We start from the raw sequence: 26,106 nt of genomic DNA, 5'->3' as shown, positions 1-26,106 counted from the left end.
TAATCAGTTAGCCCAAAGGCGATCCAACTATTCTATGATTAATCGCAACCTACTCACAGCGATTGCATGTGAGAATCGAGCCATGATTATGTAATATTACACCAATAACCGCTGCGTACAGCATGGTGGTGCTGACGTTATACAGGACTCCAGCCTGCTGTGATACCCACAGCAGCACTCACAACGCGATTTGGATGACATGATGCTAAAGACAACGAACCCCACACAAACCGTGGCGTGGCAATCACTGACCGCCCACTTTGAAGAAGCACAGGACTATACACTGGCGGATCTGTTTGCGGATAATCCAGACCGATTTGCCCATTTCTCAACGCAATTTGAAGACAGCATTCTGTTGGATTATTCCAAAAACCTGATCAGCGAAGAAACCCTGACCAAGTTATTGGCATTGGCAGACGAAACGGGCGTCTCAGACGCGATTACGTCGATGTTTAATGGTGAGAAAATCAACCGTACAGAAGACCGAGCCGTGCTTCATACTGCGTTGCGTAACCGTAGCAACCAGCCTGTTATGGTGGATGGCGAAGATGTCATGCCGCACGTCAACGCAGTACTCGCGCAAATGCAATCATTCTCTGAGCGTGTGATCAGCGGTGAGTGGAAAGGCTATACCGGTAAAGCAATTACCGATGTGGTGAACATTGGTATCGGTGGCTCAGATCTTGGCCCTTACATGGTCACTGAAGCGCTGGCAGCCTACAAAAACCACCTCAATTTACACTTTGTTTCTAACGTTGATGGCACCCACATGGCCGAAACGTTAAAAGCCCTGAATCCTGAAACGACGTTGTTCTTGGTGGCTTCAAAAACCTTTACCACCCAAGAAACCATGACCAATGCGCACACGGCGCGTGACTGGTTTATGAAGGCTGCTGGAGATGAAAGCCAGGTGGCGAAGCATTTTGCTGCGCTTTCAACCAATGCCGATGCTGTTGCGAACTTTGGGATTGATACGGCCAACATGTTCGAGTTCTGGGACTGGGTTGGTGGCCGTTATTCACTGTGGTCAGCCATTGGTCTATCGATTTGCTTAGGCGTCGGCTTTGACAATTTTGTCGCCTTACTCGATGGCGCACATCAAATGGATAACCACTTTAAAACCGCACCCATGGCTCAAAACATGCCGGTGTTGTTGGCGTTAATTGGTATCTGGTACAACAACTTCCACGGTGCTGAATCAGAAGCTATCCTACCGTATGATCAGTATATGCATCGCTTTGCCGCTTATTTCCAGCAAGGCAACATGGAATCAAACGGTAAGTATGTCGACCGTCACGGTAATCCGGTCGATTATCAAACGGGCCCAATTATCTGGGGTGAACCTGGTACAAACGGCCAACATGCTTTCTATCAGCTTATCCACCAAGGCACTAAGTTAATCCCGTGTGACTTTATTGCCCCCGTGCATAGTCACAACGCGATTGGCGATCACCACGCTAAACTGATGGCGAACTTTTTCGCTCAGACCGAAGCATTAGCCTTTGGTAAGAGCCGTGAGCAAGTCGAAGCCGAGCTAGTGAAAGCGGGCAAATCGGCCGAAGACGTGGCCGCGATCGCACCCTTTAAAGTGTTTGAAGGTAACCGTCCAACCAACTCTATTTTGGTTGAGAAAATCACGCCTTATACACTCGGGGCTTTGATTGCAATGTATGAGCATAAAATCTTCACTCAGGGTGTGATTTGGAACATTTTCAGCTTTGATCAGTGGGGTGTTGAGCTGGGTAAGCAACTGGCAAGCAACATTTTGCCTGAGCTGAGTGATGATCAGCAGGTTGAGAGCCATGATAGCTCGACCAATGGACTGATCAATGCATTCAAGCAGTGGCGCCAAGCGTAAGCTGACCGACTACGATTAATTGAGAAAGCTAAACGCCGCGATGCTTATCGCGGCGTTTTTTATCTTAATATACGTGGGTTGACTAAGCTGCGCATCGTTATTTAATGATCGAAGCAGATCTCGATAAACGCTGTGCCATGTGGGGACTTAAACGGCATGATAATTACTGGGCCATCACTTTTGTGGTTGATGGTATGGCCTTTGCCTGAGACAACCACTGGGGTCGCCATTTCAAACTCAAAGCCTTTTTCGGATAGGATCCGTTTAGCGCCGCCTGTCACCATATTAGTAATTTCACCGACCATGTCGGTCACTTCTTCATCAATGGATTCTGAGCGCTCGCCCAGCATGCGTTGCATGATTTCCAGTGCCATATCTTCATCAAATGTGACTGAAAATGATCCTTTGGTTTGTGGGCCAACCATGCCTATCAACCCAGAGACGTCACCTTTTGCGATCTCTGACTTTTTTAAATGAGGCTTCTCTGGCTGAATGTCCAGCTGTGCCATGGTTTGTAGCACATTAATCAGTGAAGTAAGAAATGGGTTGACGAATTGTGCTTCCATAAAGAGTGTCCGTCCTAATCAAATCAGTGTTAGTGAGCCAAGCATTGTGCACAAGTGCCATGGGTTTCAATCACATGATGTTGCACATCAAACCCCATTTTACGCGCTTTCTCACGCAATGCCTCTGATAGCTCTTCAGTGTGACACTCTTCTACGGTGCCGCATTGATCACAAATCAGCAGTTGAGAGCAGTGCCCCTGATGCCCTAAGTGGCAGCAGGCAATATAGCTATTGGTCGACTCTACCTTGTGCACAAACCCCTGTGCTAATAGAAAGTCTAGCGCACGATACACCGTTGGGGGTTTCGCTTGTGGCTCGGTTTCACGCAATATATCGAGCAGCTCGTACGCGGTAATCGCCCGTGAGTTATTGGCGATAATTTCATAAACGCGGGTTCGTTGCGGCGTTAATCTCACACCACGTTGCTCACATAGCTGCTGTGCGCGGTGCAGTAAACCAGTGATCTGGGTCATAGCGCCTCAAAGTACTAACAGTCAGACAGTTATCTTATCATAGCTGTATACCAACGCACCCTGCGTATCTTTATCCTATGCGCTTTGCCACAAGTGTAAATAGATAGTCTATGACCACTTGATCGCGATCAGCTACCTTTGGGTAATGATAGAAGTAAAAACAATAAACAATCAGTCGATTTTTGAATCGGCTAACTGTTTTGCGCTGTTATGTCAGTATGATGGCAGTGTGCCACAGGCATAAAAAACATACCTTTACATCCATAACAGGAGTATGTACCGATGAAAAAACTGTTAGCCCTCGCCGCTTTGGCGTTCGCGTCTGTCTCTACGCAAGCGGCTGCCAATGAGTGTGAGTTAACTGTCACCACCGGCGATAAAATGGCCTACGACCAGTCATCGTTGTCCGTACCAGCAAGCTGTAGTGAAGTCACGCTCACGCTGGAGCATCAAGGCTCAATGCCTGTGACCTCGATGGGCCACAACTGGGTGCTGTCGGAAACGTCTAACTTGCAAGATATCGCCATGAAAGGCGCGGGTGCGGGTGCCGATAACGATTACCTACCACAAGGTGATGATCGTATCTTGGCACATACCAAGTTGGTTGGCGGCGGCGAAAGCACCACCATCACCTTCTCAACCGATGGGTTGCAAGGCAAAGACTTAACTTATTTCTGCTCTTTCCCCGGCCATTGGACGGTAATGAAAGGCAAATTCACTATCGAATAAGTCTTGTTGCGAGAGAGCGCATCGTTCGGCTCTCTCGCTTGTTTCATTCTCGGCTTAATAACAGAGTAAGTCGAATCATCCCTGCGATCATAACGGTCTCCATACTGTTATCTTACCGATTTCTTTCTCTAAGCCTGCTGGTGAACCGGTTCTGCTTAAATCTTACCGATGCAATGTGTATAATCCGCGTCCGCCTGTCGAAAACGACCGTCGTTCAACGTAATTGCAGAGATTCGAGACCATGACTATCCCCAGCAAAACCGCCGCCAGCCCTGATGTGACGCCAAAAACGGTGATGCAGCGTTTCTCTGTTGCGCCGATGTTAGATTGGACGGACCGACACTGCCGTTACTTTCATCGTTTATTATCTGGGCAAACCTTGCTGTTTACCGAGATGGTTACCACGGGGGCGATCATTCATGGTAAAGCGGATTACCTTGCTTACAACGAGCAGGAGCATCCGGTGGCGTTGCAGCTGGGGGGATCGGATCCGGCGGATTTGGCAATGTGCGCCAAGCTGGCGGCCGCGCGTGGTTATGATGAAATTAACCTCAACGTAGGTTGCCCGTCGGATCGGGTGCAAAACGGGCGCTTTGGGGCGTGTTTAATGGCGGAGCCTGAGCTGGTGGCGCAGTGTGTGGCTGCCATGCGAGAAGTCACCGATGTGCCTATCACTGTCAAAACTCGCATTGGTATTGATGAGCAAGACAGCTATGAATTTTTAACCGACTTTGTTGAGACAGTCAGCGAAAAAGGTGGCTGTGATATATTCACGATTCATGCGCGCAAAGCGTGGTTAAACGGTTTGAGCCCAAAAGAGAACCGCGATATCCCGCCACTGGATTACCCACGCGTGTATCAGCTCAAAAAAGACTTTCCGCACCTGACGCTTGCTATCAATGGCGGGGTGAAAAGTCTTGAGGAAGCGGAGCAGCATCTTGAGCATCTTGATGGGGTGATGGTTGGTCGCCAAGCTTATCAGAGTCCGTTTATGTTGGCCGAGGCCGATCAGCGTTTATTTGGTATGACAACGCCTCGCATTACACGTCGTCAAGCGGTTGAAGCCATGTTCCCATACATCGAAAAACAGCTCTCTCAAGGGGCGCAACTGAACCATATCAGTCGCCATATGTTAGGTCTGTTCCAAAATATGCCTGGCGCGCGGCAGTGGCGTCGCTATATCAGCGAGAATGCGCACAAGCCGGGAGCAAGTATTGAAGTACTGACCACGGCGATGAGCCACATTCCTGACGATTGGCTTGATGCGTAATTGAGTGAAAATGACTAAATTTAGGTTTACATTTAACCACCACGTTGACATCGACCGGAAAGCCAATCCTAACGTACTGAAATAATGAGAATATATAGAGTGACAAATTGGCTTAAAACCTGCAGAGTCTGTCTCGCTATCAAGACAAGGAGATCGTAATGATCGAACTACTTTTTCTGATTGGCTTTGCGGTGGTGTTATTCATGACCGGAGTCAGCATTATGGGCATGGTACTGGCGATGCTCGCGGGTTTTGCTGTGATGATGTTGGCTGGGATGATCGGTACGCTGCTCAAGCTATTGCCATGGCTTTTAGTCATTGCTTTGGTGGTTTGGTTAGTCAAACGTCAACGTCGCAGCCGTAAACGTGAGCCTGAAGTGATCATCAATGAAAAGCGCTGGGCACGATTCCGTCGCCGCTAGAGCGTGAAAACTTGCGCGTGTGCACAGCAAACGGACAGCATAAGTTGTTTTTAGCTTCTTCTCGGCACAAAGCTTGCTATCATTATCAGTTACCGGCGACAAGGCATGGCTTTGCCGCCTCCGCGTGACGACACTTTTTTATCGACAATGTGGAGACTTTCATGAAAACCACTTCAATGACGCTTGCCGCCGCAGCGTTTACCGCGCTACTGGCCATGCCCTCTCAAGCAGCAACCCTTGCCGGGGGAAAAGTCGGCGCCGATGCCTGGTTTATGGATGCTGATGTCAACAATGTAGAAGCCGATGATGCCAGTACAGCGGGTTCTTATTATGCGGCACTCGAGCACCCGCTTCCGTTAATCCCGAATGCCAAGATCCGTCAAACCTCGGTGAGTGTTGATGGCACTCGCTCGGGCAACGTTGATTTTGACCAAATCGACTTCGTGGCGTATTACGAGTTTCTCGATAACGATCTTGTATCTGTGGATGCCGGTGTTAACTTACAGCGTTTTCAATCTGGTAAGTTCAACGGGGAGAGCTTTGACGAATGGCAGCCAAACCTGTATGTCGATGCGCGCGTTGGCTTGGTAGGCACGCCGTTAAATGTGTTTGCCACCGTAAGCAAAGGCGAGTTTGATGGCACCAGCACCCTAGATGCCGAGGCGGGCCTTATTTATCAACTGGGCTTGGTCGCCGCAGATCTGAATGTGCGTGGCGGCTATCGGATGATTGACCACGATTTCGATTATTTTGACAACAATAAAGGCGAGCTTGATTTAACCGGCTTCTTTGTCGGTGCAGAACTCGACTTCTAATCTCGCTTTTTGTCGCCTTTATGCCCTAAACCGCGCCTCTGCGCGGTTTTTTAATGCCTTCCTGTTTTTTCCCAACTCTGTTGCATATGTCTCACTGCGACTTTCGCCTAATATCCAGCAATAAAAAACTCTGCCACGATTTTTGAGTCATAACGGCAAGGAGAGGGCAGTACGTGCTCCGCCATCGACTCAAACACGGAATAAGGAAAGAGTATGATTTACGCAAAGCCAGGAACAGAAGGGTCAGTGGTAAGTTTTAAATCACGCTATCAAAATTTTATTGGAGGTGAATGGGTTCCACCCGTGAAAGGGCAGTATTTTGCTAATACCTCGCCCTGTACCGGTGAAACCCTAGCAGAGATACCGCGTTCGAGCGCCGAAGACGTGGATCTGGCATTGGATGCTGCCCATGGCGCGAAAGATGCGTGGGGAAAAACCTCCGTCACTGACCGTGCGAATGTTTTGTTAAAAATTGCCGACCGGATTGAAGCTAATCTTGAGATGCTCGCGGTGGCAGAAACATGGGAAAACGGAAAAGCCGTACGTGAGACCTTGGCGGCTGATATTCCGCTTTGTGCTGATCACTTCCGTTACTTTGCCGGTTGTATTCGCGCCCAAGAAGGCACTGCGGCGGAGCTGGATGCAGGCACCGTTGCTTATCATATTCATGAACCACTGGGTGTGGTGGGACAAATTATTCCGTGGAACTTCCCTTTGCTGATGGCGTCATGGAAACTCGCACCAGCACTGGCGGCGGGAAACTGTGTGGTGCTCAAGCCGGCGGAGCAAACGCCGACGACCATCTTGCTGCTGATGGAGTTGATTGGTGATCTGCTACCGGCCGGGGTCGTTAACGTAGTCAATGGTTATGGCGCTGAAGCCGGGCAAGCTCTCGCCACGTCACCAAGGATTGCCAAGTTAGCGTTTACTGGCTCCACTCCGGTGGGACACCATATTCTGCGCTGTGCGGCAGAAAACCTGATCCCTTCAACCGTTGAGCTTGGTGGTAAATCGCCCAATATCTATTTTGAAGATGTGATGCAGCAAGAGGAGGCCTATATCAATAAAGCGGTCGAAGGCTTGTTGTTAGGTTTTTTCAACCAAGGCGAGGTCTGCACCTGTCCATCACGCGCATTGATTCAAGAGAGCATTTACGATGCGTTTATTGAAAAAGTGATTGAGCGCGCCGGGATGATCAAACAAGGAAATCCGCTCGATACCGAGACCCAGGTGGGCGCCCAAGCGTCTGACGAGCAGTTCGATAAGATCATGAATTATTTGAACGTTGGACAGGAAGAGGGAGCCAAAGTATTAATCGGGGGCAGCCATAAAGACCTGGGTGGCGGCTATTACGTGCAGCCGACATTACTGCAAGGGCACAATGACATGCGTGTGTTCCAAGAAGAGATTTTTGGTCCTGTGATAGGGGTGACCACCTTTAAAGATGAAGCCGAAGCCTTGGCGATTGCCAACCACACCGAGTATGGCTTAGGGGCGGGGTTGTGGACGCGAGATATGAACCGCGCCTATCGGGTCGGTCGCGCGATTGAGGCGGGACGTGTGTGGACCAACTGCTATCACCTCTATCCGGCGCATGCGGCGTTTGGTGGCTATAAAAAATCGGGAATTGGCCGTGAAAATCATAAAATGATGTTGGGTCATTACCAACAAACAAAAAATTTATTGGTGAGCTATGACATTAATCCTTTGGGCTTTTTCTAAGCTAGCATATCTTGATATCCGGTGCGGCGACTATGCCGCACCACGCTAACTCCGTTTTACGTTAAGGCCATGCATGGCACCCTCGTCTATCTGATACTAAGCTCAATTCAAGATGTGGATTTTATCGATAGGCAAATGACGATGACAGCCGAACAACTCCGTGCGTTATACCGCCAACAGCTTTTGATTGAAGCGCTTGTTGAGCCGTCGTTAGATAATGAAGGATGGGTGGTTGAATGCCGCCATGCTGCGGGAGGCTTGATGGCATTGACGAATGCCGACGGCGTTGAGCAGTGTTTTCTCGATATCGATCAAGCGACCTTGAATGCATTAGAGATTGGTTTTCAGCAAGTGCGCATTATCGACTAATCCCGCGACCCCGCTTAAGCACTCCTTTCTACACATGGGATCTTACAAAAAGTTATAAAACATTCACATCTATTCTTTATTGTTATTAACTGGTGAGGTTACGCTAGCATTTACGCAATGTTAGCAAGGAATGTCGTCACCATGTTACTCAAGGATCTCTCCGGGTTAACCAGCCCGCTTAATGATCAGCAAATCGGCCAGTTGCAACAAGCGGTGGCGGAGTTGTCGCCGCAGCAGCTGGCCTGGATCAGTGGTTATTTTTGGGGGTTAAGCCAAACACCTGCCGGTGAAGCGGTGGCACCCAAGACCATGCCACAAACCAGTGCCGCGCCCAACCACACCCTGACTATTCTGTATGCCTCGCAAACGGGTAATGCCAAAGGCGTGGCGGAGGCGTTGTATCAAGAGGCCGAGGCAGCAGGGATCCCAGCCAAGTTGGTTGCGACCGATAACTATAAAGGCAAGCAGCTGGGCAAAGAAACCCACTTGGTGATAGTGGCTTCCACCAATGGTGAAGGCGAGCCGCCTGATAATGCCATTGAGCTGCATGAATTTTTACAATCTAAAAAAGCGCCTAAGCTTGACCATCTTCACTACGCCGTTTTGAGCTTAGGAGACTCGAGTTACGAGTACTTTTGCCAAACAGGTAAAGATTTTGACGCCTTTTTACAAAAACTCGGCGCTAAGCCCATGGTCGCCCGTCTTGATTGCGATGTGGATTATGAAGCCACAGCCAGTGCCTGGCGCGAGCAAACCTTAGCCGAGGTCAAGCAACAATTTCAGGCCAGCGGGGACGCGCAAGTGGTGCCACTCCATCAGGCCACCTCGCACGCTAAATATACTAAGCAGTCTCCTTACACAGCCGAACTACTCACCTGTCAGCGCATTACTGGACGTGGGTCAGATAAAGCGGTTTACCACATTGAATTCGATCTGGATGAATCCGGCATTCAATACCAACCGGGCGATGCCTTGGGGGTGTGGTATCAAAACGATCCTGTATTAGCCGATGCCATTTTAGCCCAAGTAGGACTGAGTGGTGACGAGTCGGTGGCGGTGGATGGCAGTGCCGTTTCGTTGCGCGAGGCGCTGATCACTGACTATGAAATCACCGCTTCTAACCCGCAGCAGATCACTGCGCTGGCGGCGTTGTCGGAAAGCGACACACTCACCGCCTTGACGGAAGACAAAGCTGCACTGCGTGAGTTTGCCAATCGCACTCAGCTCATTGATGCATTGACGCTGGCCGATGTCACTCTCAATGTCGAGCAATTTCAATCGATATTGCGCCGGCTTACCCCGCGTTTGTACTCAATTGCTTCGAGCCAGGCAGAAGTAGAAGACGAAGTGCACCTCACCGTCGGGCTGGTGGAGTATCAGCATGAGAGTGGAGCGTCACGCCAAGGCGGCGCATCGAGCTTTCTCGCCCACCGCGCGGCGCAAGCGGAGACAGTAAAAGTGTTTGTTGAGCATAACGATAACTTTAAGCTTCCTGATAACGATGCCACCCCGATCATTATGATTGGTCCAGGCACCGGTATTGCGCCATTCCGCGCCTTCTTGCAAGAGCGAGAGCAACGGGAAGCACAAGGTGACAACTGGTTGTTCTTTGGTGATCGCACCTTTACTGATGATTTTCTCTATCAGGTTGAATGGCAGCAATACCTTAAATCTGGCCTACTCACGCGGATGGATGTGGCCTTTAGCCGTGATCAGGCAGAGAAAGTGTATGTCCAGCATCGGTTACGCGAACGTGCTGAAGCGGTATGGCAATGGCTATCAAACGGTGCCTACCTCTATGTGTGTGGCGATGCCAACCAAATGGCGAAAGATGTCCATGAAGCGTTAATCGAGATTGCCCAAACACAGGGTCAGCAAAGCCGTGAGCAAGCCGAAGCCTTTATTAACGAATTGCGCAAAGATAAGCGCTATCAAAGGGATGTGTACTAATGAGTGAGCAGAAATTTGCGGGCGATACACTGGGCCCACTGGCCGATAATGAACGGCTAAAAAAAGACAGTGATTATTTGCGTGGCACCATTGATCACGACTTGCAGGATCCTATTACGGGTGGTTTTACCGATGATAATTTCCAGCTGATCCGTTTTCACGGCATGTATCAGCAAGATGATCGCGATATTCGCGCGGAGCGGCAAAAACAAAAATTGGAGCCACTGCATAACGTGATGTTACGCGCGCGGATGCCGGGCGGGATCATTACCCCTGAGCAATGGTTAGCGATTGACAAGTTTGCCCGCGAAAGCTCGCTCTATGGCAGCATTCGCCTGACCACGCGACAAACTTTTCAGTTTCATGGTGTCCTAAAGCCTAACATCAAGCTCATGCATCAGACCTTGCATGAATATGGTATTGACTCGATTGCTACTGCTGGGGATGTGAACCGTAATGTGTTGTGTACCTCCAACCCAGTGGAGTCCGAGCTCCATCAGCAAGCCTATGATTGGGCAAAACGCATCAGCGAGCACTTGCTGCCTAAAACTCGCGCTTACGCAGAGATTTGGCTCGATGGTGAAAAAGTCGAAGGCAGCCAAGATAAAGAGCCGATTTTGGGTGAGCGTTACTTGCCGCGTAAGTTCAAAACCACGGTGGTGATCCCGCCACAAAACGACGTGGATGTGCACGCCAACGACCTTAACTTTGTCGCCATCGCCGAACAAGGACAGCTGATCGGCTTTAACGTCTTAGTCGGGGGTGGGCTGGCGATGACCCATGGTGACACCAACACCTACCCGCGCCGCGCAGATGATTTTGGTTTTATTCCGCTTGAACATACGTTGAAGATTGCTGAGGCCGTGGTCACCACCCAACGTGATTGGGGAAACCGTTCGAACCGTAAAAATGCGAAAACCAAGTACACCCTTGATCGTGTTGGCGCGGATGTATTCAAAGCGGAAGTGGAAAAGCGTGCTGGTGTAATATTTGCGCCAAGCCGGCCTTATAGCTTTACTGGTCGCGGTGATCGCTTGGGCTGGACTAAAGGGATTGACGGTAAATACCACCTCGCCCTATTTATCGAAAATGGCCGCTTGCGTGATACACCAGAAAAGCCGCTCAAAACCGGCATGGCAGAGATCGCCAAGGTACACCAAGGCGATTTTCGAATGACCGCCAACCAAAACCTGATCATTGCTGGGATCCCTGAAGCGCAAAAAGACGAGATTGAGGCGTTAGCGCGTCGTTATCGGTTAATTGATGATGCGCACAGTGTACAGCGCACGAATTCGATGGCGTGTGTTTCCTTCCCAACCTGTCCACTTGCCATGGCAGAAGCGGAGCGCTTTCTTCCCGATTTTGTCACCGAAGTGGAAGCGATTCAGAAAAAACACCAAGTAGAAAACGATCCGATTGTTTTACGAGTGACCGGCTGTCCCAATGGTTGCGGCCGCGCGATGCTGGCAGAAGTGGGTTTGGTCGGCAAAGCGCCAGGGCGCTATAACCTGCATTTAGGCGGAAATTGGGAAGGTACCCGAATCCCCAAAATGTACAAAGAGAACATCACCGATCGTCAGCTCCTTGAAGAATTGGATCAGTTGATTGGTCGCTGGGCAACGGAGCGTGAAGTGGGTGAGCACTTTGGTGATTTCTTGATCCGCCGCGAGGTGATTGCCCCCGTGCATGTATCTAAGAGGGATTTTTATGCTTGAAACCGTTCAACCTAATGCGACGTTAGCCTTGGCTGACATTGCCGCGATGAATAAAAGCCAGCAAGCCTTGGCATTGGCGGAGGTCAATGCCACCTTGGAGTCACTTTCGGCGCCTGAGCGTGTGGCCTGGGCACTGGAGCATCTCGAAGGGCAATGTGTTCTGTCGTCCAGCTTTGGTGTACAGGGGGCGCTTATGCTTCATTTAGTGAGTCAGGTGAAATCGGACATTCCGGTGATCTTAACCGACACCGGCTACTTATTTGCCGAGACTTACCGGTTTATCGATACCTTAACTGCACGGCTTAACTTGGATTTGCGCGTCTATCGTGCTGAGCTTTCCCCCGCGTGGCAAGAAGCGCGTTACGGCCAACTCTGGGAGCAAGGTGTGGAGGGGATCAGCCGATATAATCAAATCAACAAAGTTGAGCCGATGAAGCGTGCGCTGCGAGAGCTAAAAGCCGGGACCTGGTTTTCTGGGCTCCGTCGAGGTCAATCTGACTCGCGTACCAATTTGCCGATACTCAGTGTCCAGCATGGGGTGTTTAAGTTCTTGCCTGTGATTGATTGGTCGAACCAACAGGTCGATGACTACCTGCGCGAGCATGAATTGCCTTATCATCCATTGCGCGAAAAAGGTTATGTGTCGGTGGGGGATGTCCATACCACCCAGCGGTTAGAGCCGGGCATGCGTGAAGAGCAAACGCGGTTTTTTGGTCTCAAGCGCGAGTGCGGCTTGCATGAGGACGACTTAAATGATGGTTCGGGGATATAGCCCCGTCGGCAATAGCCTCGTCGAGAATAGCCCCGCCGAGAAAGAATGTAACTAACTCTCGGCCCTTAAATAGTGTCACCTTGTAGTGGCATTTTTTTGTTCAATTTCACTGAGTTTGTCTACTCTTTAACTGAGTAACTCATCAGCCGTGGCGTGTTTTGTGCTATAAATAGCGGGTAAAGCTAGGAGGCAGTGAATAAGAGCCTAATACTTTTATTCGCAACGTGTCACGGATGCGCCATTAATGTGACCAACAGTGAATCTTATGAACAAAAAACTATCTTTAGTCGCGCTTGCCGTCGCCGGTGTCGTTGCCATTGGCGCCCCGGCTGTCATTGACTATACATCAGCAGCTCCCTCCACGTCTGATGCTAACCAGCGTTATATGGGGCACGGCAACGGCTGGCTGGAAGTGAACACGGCCACTTTTGCTAACAATATTCAACGTGTTCAACAGCAAGTCAGTGAAGGGACGAAAATCTGTGCCGTCATGAAAGCGGATGCCTATGGCAATGGTATTGCAGGCTTATTGCCCACCGTGATTGCAAGTGGTATCGACTGTGTTGGTATTGCCAGTAATGAAGAAGCTCGGACGTTGCGCGAAGGCGGCTTTACCGGCGAGATCATGCGTGTACGGACCGCGACCTTGCAGGAAATGGAAAGTGCATTAGCATTGAACATGCAAGAGCTCATTGGCTCGGCAGAGCAAGCCGAGCAAATGCGTGAGTTAGCCGACAAGCATGATATTACCATTCCGGTCCATATGGCCTTTAATGCCGGTGGTATGGGGCGTAATGGTATTGAGATGAACGAGGAATCTGGCAAACAAGTTGCGGTGGATATCGCTACCGACCCACGTTTTAACGTCGTCGGTATCATGACTCACTTTCCTAACTATGAAGCGGAGTATGTTCGTAGCAAGTTAGGACAGTTTACTGCGAACAGCGAATGGCTAATAGAGGAAGCTGGGCTTCAACGTGAAGACGTATTGCTGCACGCGGCGAACTCTTTTGTGACCCTGAATGTTCCTGAAGGCCATCTTGATATGGTTCGTCCGGGTGGCGCCTTGTATGGCGATCAGCCCACTAACCGTGAACTGCCACCGATCATGAGCTTTAAAACTAAAGTGGCCTCGGTGCATCACTTGCCTGAAGGCAGCACCGTGGGCTATGACAGTACCTATACGCTAAAGCGTGATTCGGTGTTGGCGAACCTGCCGGTGGGGTATTCGGATGGTGTGCCACGTAAAATGGGCAACAACGCTGATGTCTTGATTCAAGGTCACCGAGCCCCCGTGGTCGGTGTGTCATCCATGAACACCATTATGGTCGATATTACCGAGATTGCGGATCAAGTGATGCCAAACGATGAAGTGGTGCTCTTTGGTCAGCAAGGGGAGGAGACCATTGGCGCTGAAGAGTATGAATCGAGTGCGGATGTGATCTTCCCTGAGATATACAGCTGGTGGGGCGCGGTCAACCCACGTGAATACGTGCAGTAATCAGTACAAAAAAAGCGATGCCGATTGGCATCGCTTTGCTTGTTATTCAAGCGCTGATCCGTTTTACAGGATATCAAGCAACTCTACTTCAAATACTAATGCAGCAAATGGCGGGATTGCTGCGCCAGCACCACGCTCGCCGTAGGCCAGATCTTGTGGTACATACAGTTTCCACTTAGAGCCAACCGGCATCATTTGCAGTGCTTCCACCCAACCTTTAATCACGCCAGTCACTGGGAACTCGACCGGTTCGCCACGCGTAACTGAGCTATCAAAAACGCTGCCATCGATCAGTTGGCCATGATAGTGCACACGTACCTGCTTATCGCTGGTTGGGATGTCACCGTCGCCTTGTACCAGCACTTCGTACTGTAGGCCTGATTCGGTTACCGTCACTTCATCACGTTTGGCATTATCAGCCAAGAAAGTATCGCCTTCTGCGGCTTGTGCTTTTGCAGCTTCTTGACGAACTTCTTCTGCTTTTGTGTGAAGCTCACGCAATGCATTATTAATGTCATCAATTTCAATCTCTGGCATTTCGCCAGCTAAGGCCGTGCTGATGCCTTTGGCAATCGCATCGACGTTTAAACCTTCAAGGCCACTGCCCGCAAGTTGTTGGCCCATTTGTAGGCCGATGCCATAGCTGGCCTTCTGTTCGACGGTTTCCAGTTGTACGTCAGACATAACGTCTCTCTTTTGTGGGTCAATAAAGTGTGAAAGGATAACAGGTGATGGATTCGTGGGTAAACTTTTGTGCCAAAAAGGCGTCCAATGTGAGGACAAAACAACAATATATGCGCGGAGTGGCAATGAAGTTAATAGCAATACGAGCGCTCTGGGATAAACTGCGTGCGAAAGGTGGACACAAACTCACCACTGTTTTAGAGCAAGCGGCGACGTTAAGTCGTCACAGTGCGATGCTAACGCGAATACAACACGCGTGGCATCACCTGCCCCGTCTCCACCGGCGGCTGCTGATGATCCTGGTTCCCGTCGTTGTGGTATTGGCCTTACTTCCTAGCTCTACGCCGCCTGAGTCGTCATCGGATAAACCTGTGCGCCAGGCGCGACAGCCGGTTGCGATCAATCCAGATGCGAGCCGTTCGTTATCATCGTCAACAGCTCCATCGTCAACAGCTCCATCGTCAACAGCGTCACAAAACGCATCGTCAGTGGCTGACTCTGCGACGTCACAGGAGGCCTCAACCGCAGAAGAGAGCGCTTGGACACGTCATCAAATTGAGTCTGGTGATACCTTGGCCAAAGTGTTCCGACGCTACGATCTCGCCTTAACGGACTTGTATTCGATTGCCAATATTGAAGGTGAAGACAAACCTATCAGCCGCATTCAGCCTGGCCAATGGATTCGTTTTAAACGGACATCCAGTGGCGCGCTAGATATATTGCAGATCGAAACGGAGAAAGGTCAATCCGCACTGTATTTTCGCCTTTCTGATGGCGGTTTTGCCCGTCAACGTTAGTTTCTTGAAACCGTCAATCTAACCGAAGGCATTGATAGGTGGTGCTTTCGGCCTCTTCCCTGTCTTTTATAGTCCTTACTCTGTCTGTTTTTTGCGCAATTTTGTGATTAAAGTCGCTGCAGCACGATTTTTAAGCTACTTTTTATAAATCAGTCAATACGGCTGGATACATTGCATCATTGAGGCGGAAAAGGGACAAATTGCGGTTAAGGGTGTGAATGCCTGCCAAACAAGCCAGTGTTGTATGACATACTTTTTACGAAAATAATGAGTCTTTCATCACACTTTGGTTATTTTTTGTGCTAGTATTCGCGCCGCTGTGTAGGACAGACACGCAAGCCCGCCTCAACATGGATGTCTAGGCATTAACACGCTAATCACTAATTTGTTGAGGACTCGCTTTTCCATGTTGAAAAATCTATCTATTGGCAAAAAGTTTACCGCGGCTTTTTCCCTCATTGGTATTGCTGTCGTGATCTTTGGGTTTTACATCTTCACCCAAGTCAGCGGCATGCGCGATAATATGCTGAACTTTACTGACGATACCCTTCCCGCGGTGCTTGAGATCGAACGACTTAGTGAAGAAATCGTTCGTATTCGTCAGGATCAGTATGCGGTTCTTACCTTTAGTGATCCGGCAGAACGACGTGAAATCTTGGGCGAGATCGATGTTATGAAGCGCGATTATAGCCGTGCTCTCGACGCCTACCAGGAGACGCTTTGGTACGATGATGAAAAAGCCATTTTCAGTCGTATCCAGAACAATTGGGACAAATATAATCAAGAGCTCAGTGCTTTTCCTGACCGTGTTGAAGACGGGCAACTGACCGCAGCACAACAAATTTTATCTAAGTCGTTTGGTACCTTCGGACAGTTAGATAAGTCCTTAACGGAAATGTCTGAGTTGATGCAAGGCTTTATTGGTAAAAACCGCGCCTCCATGCTAAGCCAAGTTTCTACTGTGAGTATGACCATTATTGGGGTACTGCTTGCAGTGATCGCCTTTATGATTGTGGTGGCAGTGGTGTTCACTCGAGCGATCATCAGTCCGTTGCGCTTAGTGATGGAGCAGTCTTCTGCGATTGCCAAAGGTGATTTGAGCTATCAATTGGATCGCGGCCAGATTGGTAATGATGAAATGGGTAAATTGGCGGACTCGAGCATGGCGATGCAAGACAGTCTGCGCACCCTGATTGAAGAAGTGATTGCCGCGGTAACCCAATTGAGCAGTGCAGTCGAAGAGGTCAGTGCCGTATCGAGCCAAACCTCAAGCGGGATGCAAAGTCAGCAACATGAAGTATCACAAGTGGCGACCGCGATGGCACAAATGAAGGCAACCGTTGCCGACGTGGCGCAGAATACCGAAAGCTCATCCACCGCCGCCAACGAAGCGAGCGAGCAGTCCCGTATGGGGGCGCAAGATATTGATGGCATGGTTGCTTCGATTCGCAAAGTAGCAGAGGACATGCGTCAAACGGGCAATACCGTGAGTGAGCTCGATCAGCAGTCGAAACAAATCAACATGGTGGTGGATGTTATTCGTGATATTGCTGAGCAAACCAATTTACTGGCGTTGAACGCGGCGATTGAAGCAGCGCGTGCCGGTGAATCGGGCCGTGGCTTTGCGGTGGTGGCCGATGAAGTGCGTACCTTAGCGGGCCGTACCCAAGACTCAACGGGCGAAATCACCACCATCATCGAAAAACTGCAGCAACACGCCACGCAAGCGCGCAATGCCACCACGCAAAGCTGTGAGAGCATTGAGCAATGCGTAGAGCAGGGCGACCAGGCTCAACAGCTGGTGCGTGGGATTGAAACCTCGGTTGAAAACATCGCTGATATGGGCATGCAAATTGCCAGTGCCTGTGGCGAGCAAGACTCGGTAGCGGATGAGCTAAGCCGTAACATTGAGCGCATCAATGATTCGTCACAAGAAGTCGCTGGCGGTGCTGATCAAACCGCACAAGCCTGTAGCGAGCTCAGCCAGTTGGCGCAATCACTGCAAACGACCATGCAGCGCTTCCGTCTAACCAAATAGGTCGTACCGCCAATAGATGAAAACAAAATCCCGCTGATTCAGCGGGATTTTTTGCTTTAAACGGCGGATGCGTCACTTACCGATAAACGCATATCAATATGGGGGATCCCATCTTCTAAGTAGGCGTCGGAAAACGCCGAAAAGCCATGGGTTTGATAAAACCGCTGTAAATGTGTTTGTGCGCCAATCTCAATATCATCATGTGGCCAATGTTGCTGGCAAGCCTGAATCGCGTGGCGAACCAATTGATGCCCCCATTGACCGTTTCGGTGAGCGGGCGCAACGATCACACGGCCAATGCTGGCGCCTGAGTAACTTGCACCTGGTGCCAGCACACGGGCATAAGCCGCTAGCTCGCCATTCAGCCAGCCCATTAAATGCAGCGTCTCTGGCGCGGTGTCGAGCGCATCAAGCTCTGGGTAGGCACAGGCTTGTTCCACTACAAACACATCTACCCGTAATTTCATCAGTGTGAATAAGGTGCGCGTATCAAGCGCGTCAAATGTCACGATTTGCCAATCCATACCAAAACTCCAAAGGGGAAAGTAAAAAAATACCGCAGACAGGCTGCGGTATTCAAAAGCTATTTAGTGGGTGTCGTTAACCAGCTACTGACGAGGCTGGCTTAAATCAACATGATAAACGCCAAACCCCACTTCATCAGTGCCTTGGCGGCGCATTGACCATTGGCCTTTTTGCTCGATAAATTGCGCCGCTTTCTCGCTCGGTGAGGTTTCAAAGCTGACCACAGCGTCGCCTTCGATAGGCGCGATAGACCAGTTGTTATCCGCACTCACTGTGACTTGGCCTTCTTCTTGACTCACACGGCTGATGTAGTTGGCGACCACGGTACGGTTTTCATCCGGCGCGGCAAAGGCGATATGGTCACTGCCGGTGCCTGGGAACTTACCACTATAGGCACGGTAATTGTTGGTCGCTATCAGGAAGGTTTGCTCAGGGTCAACCGGCTCACCTTGATAGGTCAGATTGATGATTCGCGACGCGTCTGAATTGACCTCATTGCAATCTCCGTCGTAGCGGGCAGGCTTGGTGATATCAATCTGATACTCGACACCGTCAATGACATCAAAGTTATAGGTGCGGAATCCATCCCAGTTCACCAGTGACTGGGGCTGCTCTGTGTTGGGATCGATTTGGTTAAACTGGCCGGCACTGCACTCTAGCCATTGGGTAAGCTCGGCACCAGAGACTTTCAGTGCCACCAAGGTATTCGGGTACAGATAAAGATCGGCGGCGTTACGGAACGTCAGTTGGCCCGCCTCCACTTCGGTAAAGTTGCTCGGATCGTTTTTGCGACCACCGGCTTTAAAAGGCGCGGCGGCAGACAGCACCGGCAGATCGGCTAAGTCAGGGTCCCCTTGAATCATGCGCTCGACATAGTCTTGCTGTGCGAGGTTAACGATTTGTACGGTCGGATCGTCTTGAAGCAGGGCCAAGTAGGAATACATCACATCATTAGCTTGACCAATTGGCTGATTGACGAAATCTTGTGTGGCTTTATGGTCTGACTCCACAGCCTTAAGCAAAGCTTCATCGGCCTCGACTAAGGCCTTGTTATTCGCCTGATCAAAAATCGGACGCGCCTGAGCCTGACTGTCGGTGACTTGCCATTGACCATCGACTTGCTCGAGCGCCAGATCTATCACTCCGACATGGCTGCCCCAGCGGCCGGCCATCACACTGGCCACACCATTGATCGTGCCTTTATCGATATCCGCACCGGGAATGTTGGCGAAGTCTTCTCCAGGGAAGACGGCATGTGAATGACCAAAGGCAATGGCATCAATGCCGTCGACATCCGTGAGGTAATACACAGAATCTTCTGCCATCGCTTTATAAGGCGCTTGTGAAATACCTGAGTGAGGAATAGCCACGACCACATCGGCCCCTTTGGCTTTCATTTCCGGCACTAACTTTTCTGCGGTTTGTTTAATGTCTTTGGCGATCACCTTTCCTTCGAGATTGGCTTTATCCCAAGTCATTATCTGTGGCGGGACAAAGCCGATGTAACCGACTTTGATGGTGTGGCTATCACCGTCTTCATCTTTGAGTTGGTATTCTTTAATTAAATACGGGTCAAAGTAGTGCTCGCCGCTATCGGCATCAAACACGTTGGCGTTGATATACGGGAAGTTAGCGTCGTTGATTGACTCTTTTAAAAAGGCCAAGCCATAGTTGAATTCATGGTTACCGATGTTTCCCACTTCATAATTGAGCAAGTTCATCGCTTTGTACACTGGGTGCACTTCGCCAGGTTTGATGCCTTTGCTCGCCATGTAATCGCCCATTGGACTGCCTTGGATCAGGTCACCGTTATCGACCAATAGCGCGTTTTGTGCTTCATCGCGAGCTTGTTTGACCACGGTCGCGGCGCGGACCAAGCCGATTTTTTGTGACGGCTTGTTTTTGTAGTAGTCGTAATCCATCACATTAGTATGAATGTCGGTGGTTTCAATCACACGCAGGTTGATGGTATCGGCAAAGGCACTGCCAGATGCGGCAAACAGACCGGCAACCACCGCGGTGGCGACAGCAGAAGGGAGCAAACGCATAACAGGATCTCCAAGTGAAAAGTGTGCGTTAGTTATCAAGCAATTGAATTATGCCGTTTATCATTCATATGAAGCTGTGCGCTTGATCGGCTTTATCGAACCGTTGCAAGGCTCTGAGGCGGAAATTGAGCGCTTTGCGATCGCAGTCATTGTTTTATTGACCCGATGCCTTACCCATTCCACTCCCTCCTAAAGCACTAAAAAGAATAAAAAATGAATTTATAGAATTTCAGGTAATAGTTATGGGGCGATATAGTGGCGGTATTGTCATCAAGGAAATGCGCGATCATGGATTATCTTCCTCTTTTTGCTCAGCTCAAACACCGTCCTTGCCTCGTGGTGGGCGGTGGCGAAGTGGCATGGCGAAAAACCCGCATGCTACTCAAAGTCGGGGCGGCGGTCACCTTAGTGGCCCCAGAGGTCGACCGTGAAATTGAAGAAGCGCAAGCGCAAGGCAAGTTGACAGTGTTACGCGAGGCGTTTCGTCCCGATCATCTGGATGGAAACATGCTGGCAATTGCGGCGACCGATAATGCCCTCGTCAATGAGCTGGTCTCCACGGCCGCTGACAGCCGCAATATTTTGGTCAATGTCGTCGATGACACCCCTAAATGTAGCTTTATTGTCCCTTCTTTAGTGGATCGCTCTCCCATTATCATTGCTATCTCGTCGGGCGGTAAAGCACCGGTATTGGCGCGGATGCTCCGTGAAAAAATTGAAACCTTGGTCCCCCAACATATCGGCAAAATGGCAGCGATGGCGGGCGCGTTTCGCGACAAACTGAAAGCACGCATTCCGACCTTAACGGGGCGGCGTAAATTCTGGGAAGCCGCTTTTAGTGGCCGGTTTGCTGATTTAGTCGCGGCGGGCAAACACCAGCAAGCCGAGCAGGCGCTTGAACAGCTCAGTGGACAAATCACCACCCAAGGCGAAGTGGCCTTGATTGGCGCCGGGCCAGGGGATCCTGGGCTATTGACCTTGCGCGCGTTGCAATTGATGCAGCAAGCCGATGTGGTGTTATACGACTACTTAGTCGCTGAGCCGATTATGGAGTTGTGTCGCCGAGATGCAGAGCTGGTTTGCGTGGGTAAACGGGCGAGCTACCACAGTGTTAGCCAAGACGACATCAATCGTCTATTGGTGGAGCATGCCCAAGCGGGAAAACGGGTGGTGCGCTTAAAAGGAGGCGATCCGTTTATGTTTGGCCGTGGTGGCGAGGAGTTACAAACACTGGCCAACGCCGGTGTCTCGTTTCAAGTGGTGCCTGGTATCACCGCCGCTGCAGGGGCAACGGCGTATGCCGGTATTCCGCTAACCCATCGCGATCACGCTCAAACGGCGCTGTTTATTACCGGCCATTTGAAAAAAGAACAAGACACGCTGGAATGGGCCACCTTGGCACGCGCGCAGCAAACCTTGGTGATCTACATGGGGCTAATGAAGTCGGCCCACATTCAAAGCCAGCTTTTGGCTCATGGCCGTTCACCGGAGACGCCAGTGGCGGTGATTGAAAACGGCACCCGTCCAGAGCAAAAAGTCTTTACCGGTCAACTCAATAATTTACCGTCGCTGGCTGAGCAAGCCGCGTCGCCAGCCCTAATCGTGGTAGGCGAAGTCGCGGCCCTCGCCGGTCAGTTGACTTGGTTTGGTGATAATAATGTGGCAACTGATGCTGATCCCACGCAAGCGCCAACCGCTGTGGTTAACTTCGCTTAAAGGATAATGAAGATGGACGCAAAAACACTGACTCACCTCCAGCAGTTGGAAGCCGAGAGCATTCATATACTGCGGGAAGTCGCAGCGGAGTTTGATAACCCCGTGATGCTGTATTCAATTGGTAAAGATTCGTCGGTGATGCTGCATTTAGCACGCAAAGCCTTTTACCCCGGTAAGATCCCGTTTCCGCTGTTGCATGTCGATACCGATTGGAAGTTTCGCGACATGATTACCTTTCGCGATCGCACCGCTAAAGAGCTGGGGCTAGATCTGATTGTGCACAAAAATCCAGAAGGAATAGCACAGGGGATCAATCCTTTTGATCACGGCTCCGACAAGCACACCGATATCATGAAAACCCAAGCGCTAAAGCAGGCGCTGGATCAATATAAGTTTGATGCGGCGTTTGGCGGCGCACGTCGGGATGAAGAAAAGTCCCGTGCCAAAGAGCGTGTCTATTCGTTCCGCGATAAGAACCACCGCTGGGATCCGAAAAATCAACGGCCAGAGCTGTGGCGCAACTACAACGGCCAAGTGAACCCGGGCGAGAGCATTCGTGTGTTTCCGCTCTCTAACTGGACTGAGCTCGATATCTGGCAATACATCTATCTGGAAAATATCGATATTGTCCCGCTTTACTTGGCGGCTGAACACCCGGTGGTGGAGCGTGAGGGCACCTTGTACATGGTCGATGATGCGCGGATGCCGATTGGACCCGAAGAAACCGTGATGCATAAATCGGTACGTTTCCGCACGCTGGGCTGTTACCCGCTTACCGGGGCGATTGAATCTACCGCGACCACTTTGCCAGAGATCATCGAAGAGATGTTGGTCGCTACCTCAAGTGAACGCCAAGGGCGGGCGATCGACCACGATCAGTCCGGATCCATGGAGCGCAAAAAGCGTCAGGGTTATTTCTAAGGAGCAGTCATGAATCCAGCAATTCAACAACAGGTGGCCGATCTGGGTATTGAGGGTTATCTGCAACAGCACCAACACAAAAGTTTATTGCGCTTTTTGACCTGTGGCTCGGTCGATGACGGTAAATCGACCTTGATTGGCCGCTTGCTGCACGACTCGCAACAGATCTATGAAGATCAGCTGGCTGCTGTCCATGCCGATAGCCAGCGTGTCGGCACCACGGGCGAGAAACCGGATCTGGCGCTACTGGTCGACGGCCTGCAAGCCGAGCGCGAGCAGGGGATCACCATTGATGTAGCGTACCGGTATTTCTCCACCGCCAAGCGTAAGTTTATCATCGCCGATACCCCCGGCCATGAGCAGTACACCCGTAATATGGCCACCGGTGCGTCGACCTGTGATGTGGCGGTGATCTTAATCGACGCGCGCCACGGCATCTTGGATCAGACTCGTCGCCACTCGTATATCGCTAACTTGCTGGGTATTCAGCATTTTGTGGTAGCGGTGAACAAGATGGACTTGGTGGCATATAGCCAAGCTCGGTTTGATGAAATTCAAGAGCAGTATCTGGCGTTTGCCGATCAGCTCAACCCCGGCTTGTCAGTGTCTATGGTGCCTTTGTCGGCACTGGAAGGCGACAACGTGGTCAATGCCAGTGACGCGATGGCGTGGTATCAAGGCGAGCCGCTGCTCAGTCAGCTAGAAGCCATAGACATTGAAAAATCGCGCGGGACGGGTGCGTTCCGTTTTCCGGTGCAGTATGTCAATCGACCGGATCTTAACTTCCGTGGCTATGCAGGCACCCTTGCCAGTGGTGAGTTGCATGTGGGCGATGAGGTTAAGGTACTCCCTTCTGGGCTTACCGCGAAGGTCGCGCGCATCGTCAGCTTTGACGGTGATCGTGAATTTGCCTTTAGCGGTCAAGCGGTCACCCTCACTTTAGATAGAGAAATTGATATCTCGCGTGGCGATCTCTTGGTGCGAGCGGATGATGACGTGGCGGTGGGTCAACGGTTTGACGCCGACGTGGTGTGGATGACGCAAACTCCACTGGCACCGGGGCGAGAATATGACATTAAGTTGGCCAGCAAGAAAACCTCGGCGCAGGTTGAGGCACTGTCGTATGGGGTCGATGTTAATACGCTTAACACTCATGACGCAGACACCTTGCCGCTTAATGGCATTGGCCGTTGCACCTTGACCCTGAGCGAAGCGGTGCCGCTGGATACCTATCACGATAGCCCGAATACCGGTGGCTTTATCCTGATTGATCGCCTCACCAATGTGACGGTCGGCGCGGGCATGATCCGTCATGTGGCCGAGGCGCAGCCGCAAACCACCTCGTCGTTCTCAGCGTTTGAGCTTGAGTTAAACCAGCTGATCCGCAAGCACTTTCCGCATTGGCAAGCGCGGGATCTTGGTCAGCTGGGATAGATAATACCTGAGTGTTAATAAGCCCTATATCGGGCTAGCCACATCATTCGCTAGCCCGATACGAGGTCTCATCAAGGCAATGATAAGAGAATAGGTGAATCGTGATAACACACGTATTTTGGCATGGCGGACGGAGAGACTATTTATGACGCAATCTTTTATATCGTCTTCCGATCCTAACGTGATCTGGCATACACATAGTGTTGATCAAGCAACGCGCAGTGAACAAAAGCAGCAGCAGCCGGTCGTGCTTTGGTTTACTGGCTTGTCTGGCTCGGGCAAATCGACCATTGCTGGTGCGTTGGAGGCCGCCTTGGTGGCAGAAGGGCACCATACCTATTTGCTGGATGGCGATAATATTCGCCATGGATTGTGTCGCGATCTGGGTTTTTCCGATCAGGACAGAGTCGAGAACATTCGCCGAATTGGCGAGGTGGCTAAGTTGATGACCGATGCTGGTCTGATTGTCCTCAGTGCTTTTATCTCACCATTCCGCGCGGAGCGAGAGAGGGTGCGCGAGCGTTTGCCAGAGGGGCAGTTTATCGAAGTCTTTGTCGATACGCCGCTGGCGGTGTGCGAGCAGCGCGATCCAAAAGGGCTGTACAAAAAAGCGCGCGCTGGCGAGATCCCTGCGTTTACCGGCATATCGTCAGATTATGAACCACCGCACGCACCGGCGATTCATTTAACTGGCGATCAGCGTGTTGCTGAGCATGTGGCGGTCTGCCTTGATGTGTTGCGCGATCGGGGAGTGCTGCGCACCTAAAGGTATCACGCATGGGTGTTGACGGTATCGCCAATGTCGCTGTGCATCTCAAAGCCTTCGGCGAGCAACGCACAAATGGCGTGGTGGTAATCGGGATGCACGCGTTTACCGACCAGTTTTGCTAGCTCATGGCCAGTGGGGCTAAAGCGGTAATAATAAAGACGCATCCCTTTGTGGAGCGGAGTGAGCATGTACTGGGTGTCTTGCAGTGTAAATGGCATGGCAGGATGCATCTCAATGATCCCAGATTCAAGCTCGGTGCGCAGGATCAGCCCTAAATCCATCAGTAACATCAAGTCGGTATAAGAAAGCTGGTAATGCCCTAGCGAGAGTTTGTGTGGCGGCTCTGGGCGCAGCAGTTGCACCAAGCCTTGGCGGCGGCGAAAACCGGTGACTAGCTTTTTGGTGCTGTCTTGGCCAAAGGTGCTGGACAATGCACAGGCGCGTTGCAGTGCTTGCGCTTCGCGCTGGGTCATGGTTTCTAAAAGGGTGAGTGCTTTGATCGAGGTGCTTCCCGGACGCAATATTTCCTGTTTAAGGATCTTGGCCCAAAGCTGTTGCATCGCATAGCCGTGAATATTGCGGGCTAAGTCGAAAAAGCGTACCAGCCAATCCGGATCGGGGGTTTGTGCCGTTTCACTGTGACAACTTTCATAGGTATGAGCAATGATCGCTTCGAGGTTGGCTTGTTGCTTTTGCATCACCTGGCGTTGGCGGTTTGCGCTGCGATGGGCGAGATCCTCTTGCTCCACGTCTTGTAAGCGAGCATCAACTTGATACTCGCTCGCAATCGCTTTTAGTCGCCCTTTACTGCCGCGTAGATCGGCATCTTCTTTATAGCTGTGATCTTGGTGTTGCCGTTTCTCTGGGTGGGCGTCGACGACCACGGGTTTGTCTTGCTCTGCCATGCGGTTCTCACACTGATTGTCAGCAAAATTTTATGCTGGCAAATATGTTAATTAATGATTAAATTTGTTAACATTATGGTGTTATCTATTAAGCGTAGGGATGCGTG

The 26,106-nt window shown here is 50.7% G+C and carries 23 protein-coding genes; 17 read left to right on the top strand and 6 right to left on the bottom strand.

All coding sequences use genetic code 11. From position 1 onward, the window contains the following. Nucleotides 1–202: 202 nt before the first annotated feature. Nucleotides 203–1,858 carry a glucose-6-phosphate isomerase gene (gene pgi, locus BZG75_RS10160; protein WP_021023499.1) on the top strand — a complete coding sequence of 552 codons (1,656 nt, stop codon included), beginning with the start codon at nt 203–205 and terminating at the stop codon, nt 1,856–1,858. A 101-nt stretch (nt 1,859–1,959) separates the two neighbouring features. Here the strand turns inward: pgi and BZG75_RS10155 are convergent, their stop codons facing one another. Further along, nucleotides 1,960–2,424 carry a chemotaxis protein CheX gene (locus BZG75_RS10155; RefSeq protein WP_021023500.1) on the bottom strand — a complete coding sequence of 155 codons (465 nt, stop codon included), beginning with the start codon at nt 2,422–2,424 and terminating at the stop codon, nt 1,960–1,962. A gap of 29 nt (nt 2,425–2,453) precedes the next feature. Continuing rightward, nucleotides 2,454–2,897, bottom strand: a complete 444-nt coding sequence (zur, locus tag BZG75_RS10150) for a zinc uptake transcriptional repressor Zur (RefSeq protein WP_021023501.1) — start codon at nt 2,895–2,897, stop codon at nt 2,454–2,456. A 282-nt stretch (nt 2,898–3,179) separates the two neighbouring features. Here zur and azu point away from each other — a divergent pair, with 282 nt between their 5' ends. From azu to alr, 10 genes are all read left to right on the top strand, one after another. Further along, entirely contained in the window at nt 3,180–3,626 is a 447-nt protein-coding gene (gene azu / locus BZG75_RS10145; RefSeq protein WP_021023502.1) for an azurin, read from the top strand. Nucleotides 3,627–3,867: 241 nt separating this feature from the next. After that, nucleotides 3,868–4,896, top strand: coding sequence for a tRNA dihydrouridine(20/20a) synthase DusA (gene dusA / locus BZG75_RS10140; RefSeq protein WP_077576885.1), 1,029 nt, complete (start codon nt 3,868–3,870; stop codon nt 4,894–4,896). A gap of 158 nt (nt 4,897–5,054) precedes the next feature. Next, nucleotides 5,055–5,318: an envelope stress response protein PspG gene (gene pspG / locus BZG75_RS10135; protein WP_077460001.1), complete on the top strand. Its 264-nt coding sequence runs from the start codon at nt 5,055–5,057 to the stop codon at nt 5,316–5,318. A gap of 161 nt (nt 5,319–5,479) precedes the next feature. Beyond that, nucleotides 5,480–6,133: a TIGR04219 family outer membrane beta-barrel protein gene (locus BZG75_RS10130; protein ID WP_077576884.1), complete on the top strand. Its 654-nt coding sequence runs from the start codon at nt 5,480–5,482 to the stop codon at nt 6,131–6,133. Between the two features lie 213 nt (nt 6,134–6,346). Next, nucleotides 6,347–7,855 (top strand): acetaldehyde dehydrogenase ExaC, encoded by a 1,509-nt coding sequence (gene exaC / locus BZG75_RS10125; protein ID WP_077576883.1) that lies wholly within the window; start codon nt 6,347–6,349, stop codon nt 7,853–7,855. A gap of 141 nt (nt 7,856–7,996) precedes the next feature. Further along, the gene (locus BZG75_RS10120) at nt 7,997–8,224 is read left to right on the top strand and encodes a hypothetical protein (RefSeq protein ID WP_021023512.1); all 228 of its coding nucleotides are present in this window, start codon (nt 7,997–7,999) and stop codon (nt 8,222–8,224) included. Nucleotides 8,225–8,365: 141 nt separating this feature from the next. Beyond that, the gene (locus BZG75_RS10115; RefSeq protein ID WP_077576882.1) at nt 8,366–10,174 is read left to right on the top strand and encodes an assimilatory sulfite reductase (NADPH) flavoprotein subunit; all 1,809 of its coding nucleotides are present in this window, start codon (nt 8,366–8,368) and stop codon (nt 10,172–10,174) included. Next, the gene (gene cysI / locus BZG75_RS10110) at nt 10,174–11,889 is read left to right on the top strand and encodes an assimilatory sulfite reductase (NADPH) hemoprotein subunit (protein WP_077576881.1); all 1,716 of its coding nucleotides are present in this window, start codon (nt 10,174–10,176) and stop codon (nt 11,887–11,889) included. The genes BZG75_RS10115 and cysI overlap by 1 nt, the downstream gene beginning before the upstream one ends. Then, nucleotides 11,882–12,661: a phosphoadenylyl-sulfate reductase gene (locus tag BZG75_RS10105; protein ID WP_077576880.1), complete on the top strand. Its 780-nt coding sequence runs from the start codon at nt 11,882–11,884 to the stop codon at nt 12,659–12,661. The genes cysI and BZG75_RS10105 overlap by 8 nt, the downstream gene beginning before the upstream one ends. A 265-nt stretch (nt 12,662–12,926) precedes the next feature. Further along, on the top strand, nt 12,927–14,162 hold the full coding sequence (alr, locus tag BZG75_RS10100) for an alanine racemase (RefSeq protein ID WP_077576879.1): 1,236 nt from the start codon (nt 12,927–12,929) through the stop codon (nt 14,160–14,162). Between the two features lie 63 nt (nt 14,163–14,225). Here the strand turns inward: alr and BZG75_RS10095 are convergent, their stop codons facing one another. Beyond that, nucleotides 14,226–14,846: an FKBP-type peptidyl-prolyl cis-trans isomerase gene (locus tag BZG75_RS10095; RefSeq protein ID WP_021023517.1), complete on the bottom strand. Its 621-nt coding sequence runs from the start codon at nt 14,844–14,846 to the stop codon at nt 14,226–14,228. Nucleotides 14,847–14,971: 125 nt separating this feature from the next. Here BZG75_RS10095 and BZG75_RS10090 point away from each other — a divergent pair, with 125 nt between their 5' ends. Both BZG75_RS10090 and BZG75_RS10085 read left to right on the top strand, forming a co-directional pair. Next, nucleotides 14,972–15,643: a LysM-like peptidoglycan-binding domain-containing protein gene (locus tag BZG75_RS10090; protein ID WP_199878889.1), complete on the top strand. Its 672-nt coding sequence runs from the start codon at nt 14,972–14,974 to the stop codon at nt 15,641–15,643. A gap of 406 nt (nt 15,644–16,049) precedes the next feature. After that, nucleotides 16,050–17,681, top strand: coding sequence for a methyl-accepting chemotaxis protein (locus tag BZG75_RS10085; protein ID WP_077576877.1), 1,632 nt, complete (start codon nt 16,050–16,052; stop codon nt 17,679–17,681). Nucleotides 17,682–17,737: 56 nt separating this feature from the next. On the opposite strand, the gene BZG75_RS10080 is transcribed toward BZG75_RS10085, so the two are convergent. Both BZG75_RS10080 and cpdB read right to left on the bottom strand, forming a co-directional pair. Continuing rightward, nucleotides 17,738–18,205 (bottom strand): GNAT family N-acetyltransferase, encoded by a 468-nt coding sequence (locus BZG75_RS10080; protein WP_077459992.1) that lies wholly within the window; start codon nt 18,203–18,205, stop codon nt 17,738–17,740. A gap of 84 nt (nt 18,206–18,289) precedes the next feature. Further along, nucleotides 18,290–20,254 carry a 2',3'-cyclic-nucleotide 2'-phosphodiesterase gene (cpdB, locus tag BZG75_RS10075; protein WP_077576876.1) on the bottom strand — a complete coding sequence of 655 codons (1,965 nt, stop codon included), beginning with the start codon at nt 20,252–20,254 and terminating at the stop codon, nt 18,290–18,292. Between the two features lie 288 nt (nt 20,255–20,542). Here cpdB and cysG point away from each other — a divergent pair, with 288 nt between their 5' ends. The 4 genes from cysG to cysC all read left to right on the top strand — a co-directional run bounded on the left by cysG (nt 20,543) and on the right by cysC (nt 25,091). Beyond that, on the top strand, nt 20,543–21,970 hold the full coding sequence (gene cysG / locus BZG75_RS10070; RefSeq protein WP_077576875.1) for a siroheme synthase CysG: 1,428 nt from the start codon (nt 20,543–20,545) through the stop codon (nt 21,968–21,970). Between the two features lie 12 nt (nt 21,971–21,982). Further along, a complete protein-coding gene (gene cysD / locus BZG75_RS10065) occupies nt 21,983–22,891 on the top strand; it encodes a sulfate adenylyltransferase subunit CysD (RefSeq protein WP_077576874.1) in 909 nt (302 codons plus the stop codon). 9 nt (nt 22,892–22,900) lie between these two features. Then, on the top strand, nt 22,901–24,325 hold the full coding sequence (gene cysN, locus BZG75_RS10060; protein WP_077576873.1) for a sulfate adenylyltransferase subunit CysN: 1,425 nt from the start codon (nt 22,901–22,903) through the stop codon (nt 24,323–24,325). A 145-nt stretch (nt 24,326–24,470) separates the two neighbouring features. Further along, a complete protein-coding gene (cysC, locus tag BZG75_RS10055) occupies nt 24,471–25,091 on the top strand; it encodes an adenylyl-sulfate kinase (protein ID WP_077576872.1) in 621 nt (206 codons plus the stop codon). A 5-nt stretch (nt 25,092–25,096) separates the two neighbouring features. On the opposite strand, the gene BZG75_RS10050 is transcribed toward cysC, so the two are convergent. Next, nucleotides 25,097–25,999: a TIGR03899 family protein gene (locus BZG75_RS10050; RefSeq protein WP_021023527.1), complete on the bottom strand. Its 903-nt coding sequence runs from the start codon at nt 25,997–25,999 to the stop codon at nt 25,097–25,099. Between the last annotated feature and the right edge of the window lie 107 nt (nt 26,000–26,106).

Origin of the sequence: Salinivibrio sp. AR640 (assembly GCF_001995405.1) — a bacterium.
Lineage (GTDB): Bacteria > Pseudomonadota > Gammaproteobacteria > Enterobacterales > Vibrionaceae > Salinivibrio > Salinivibrio costicola.
The sequence above is the reverse complement of the archived record's forward strand: the minus strand, read 5'-3'. Positions and strand labels throughout refer to the sequence as shown.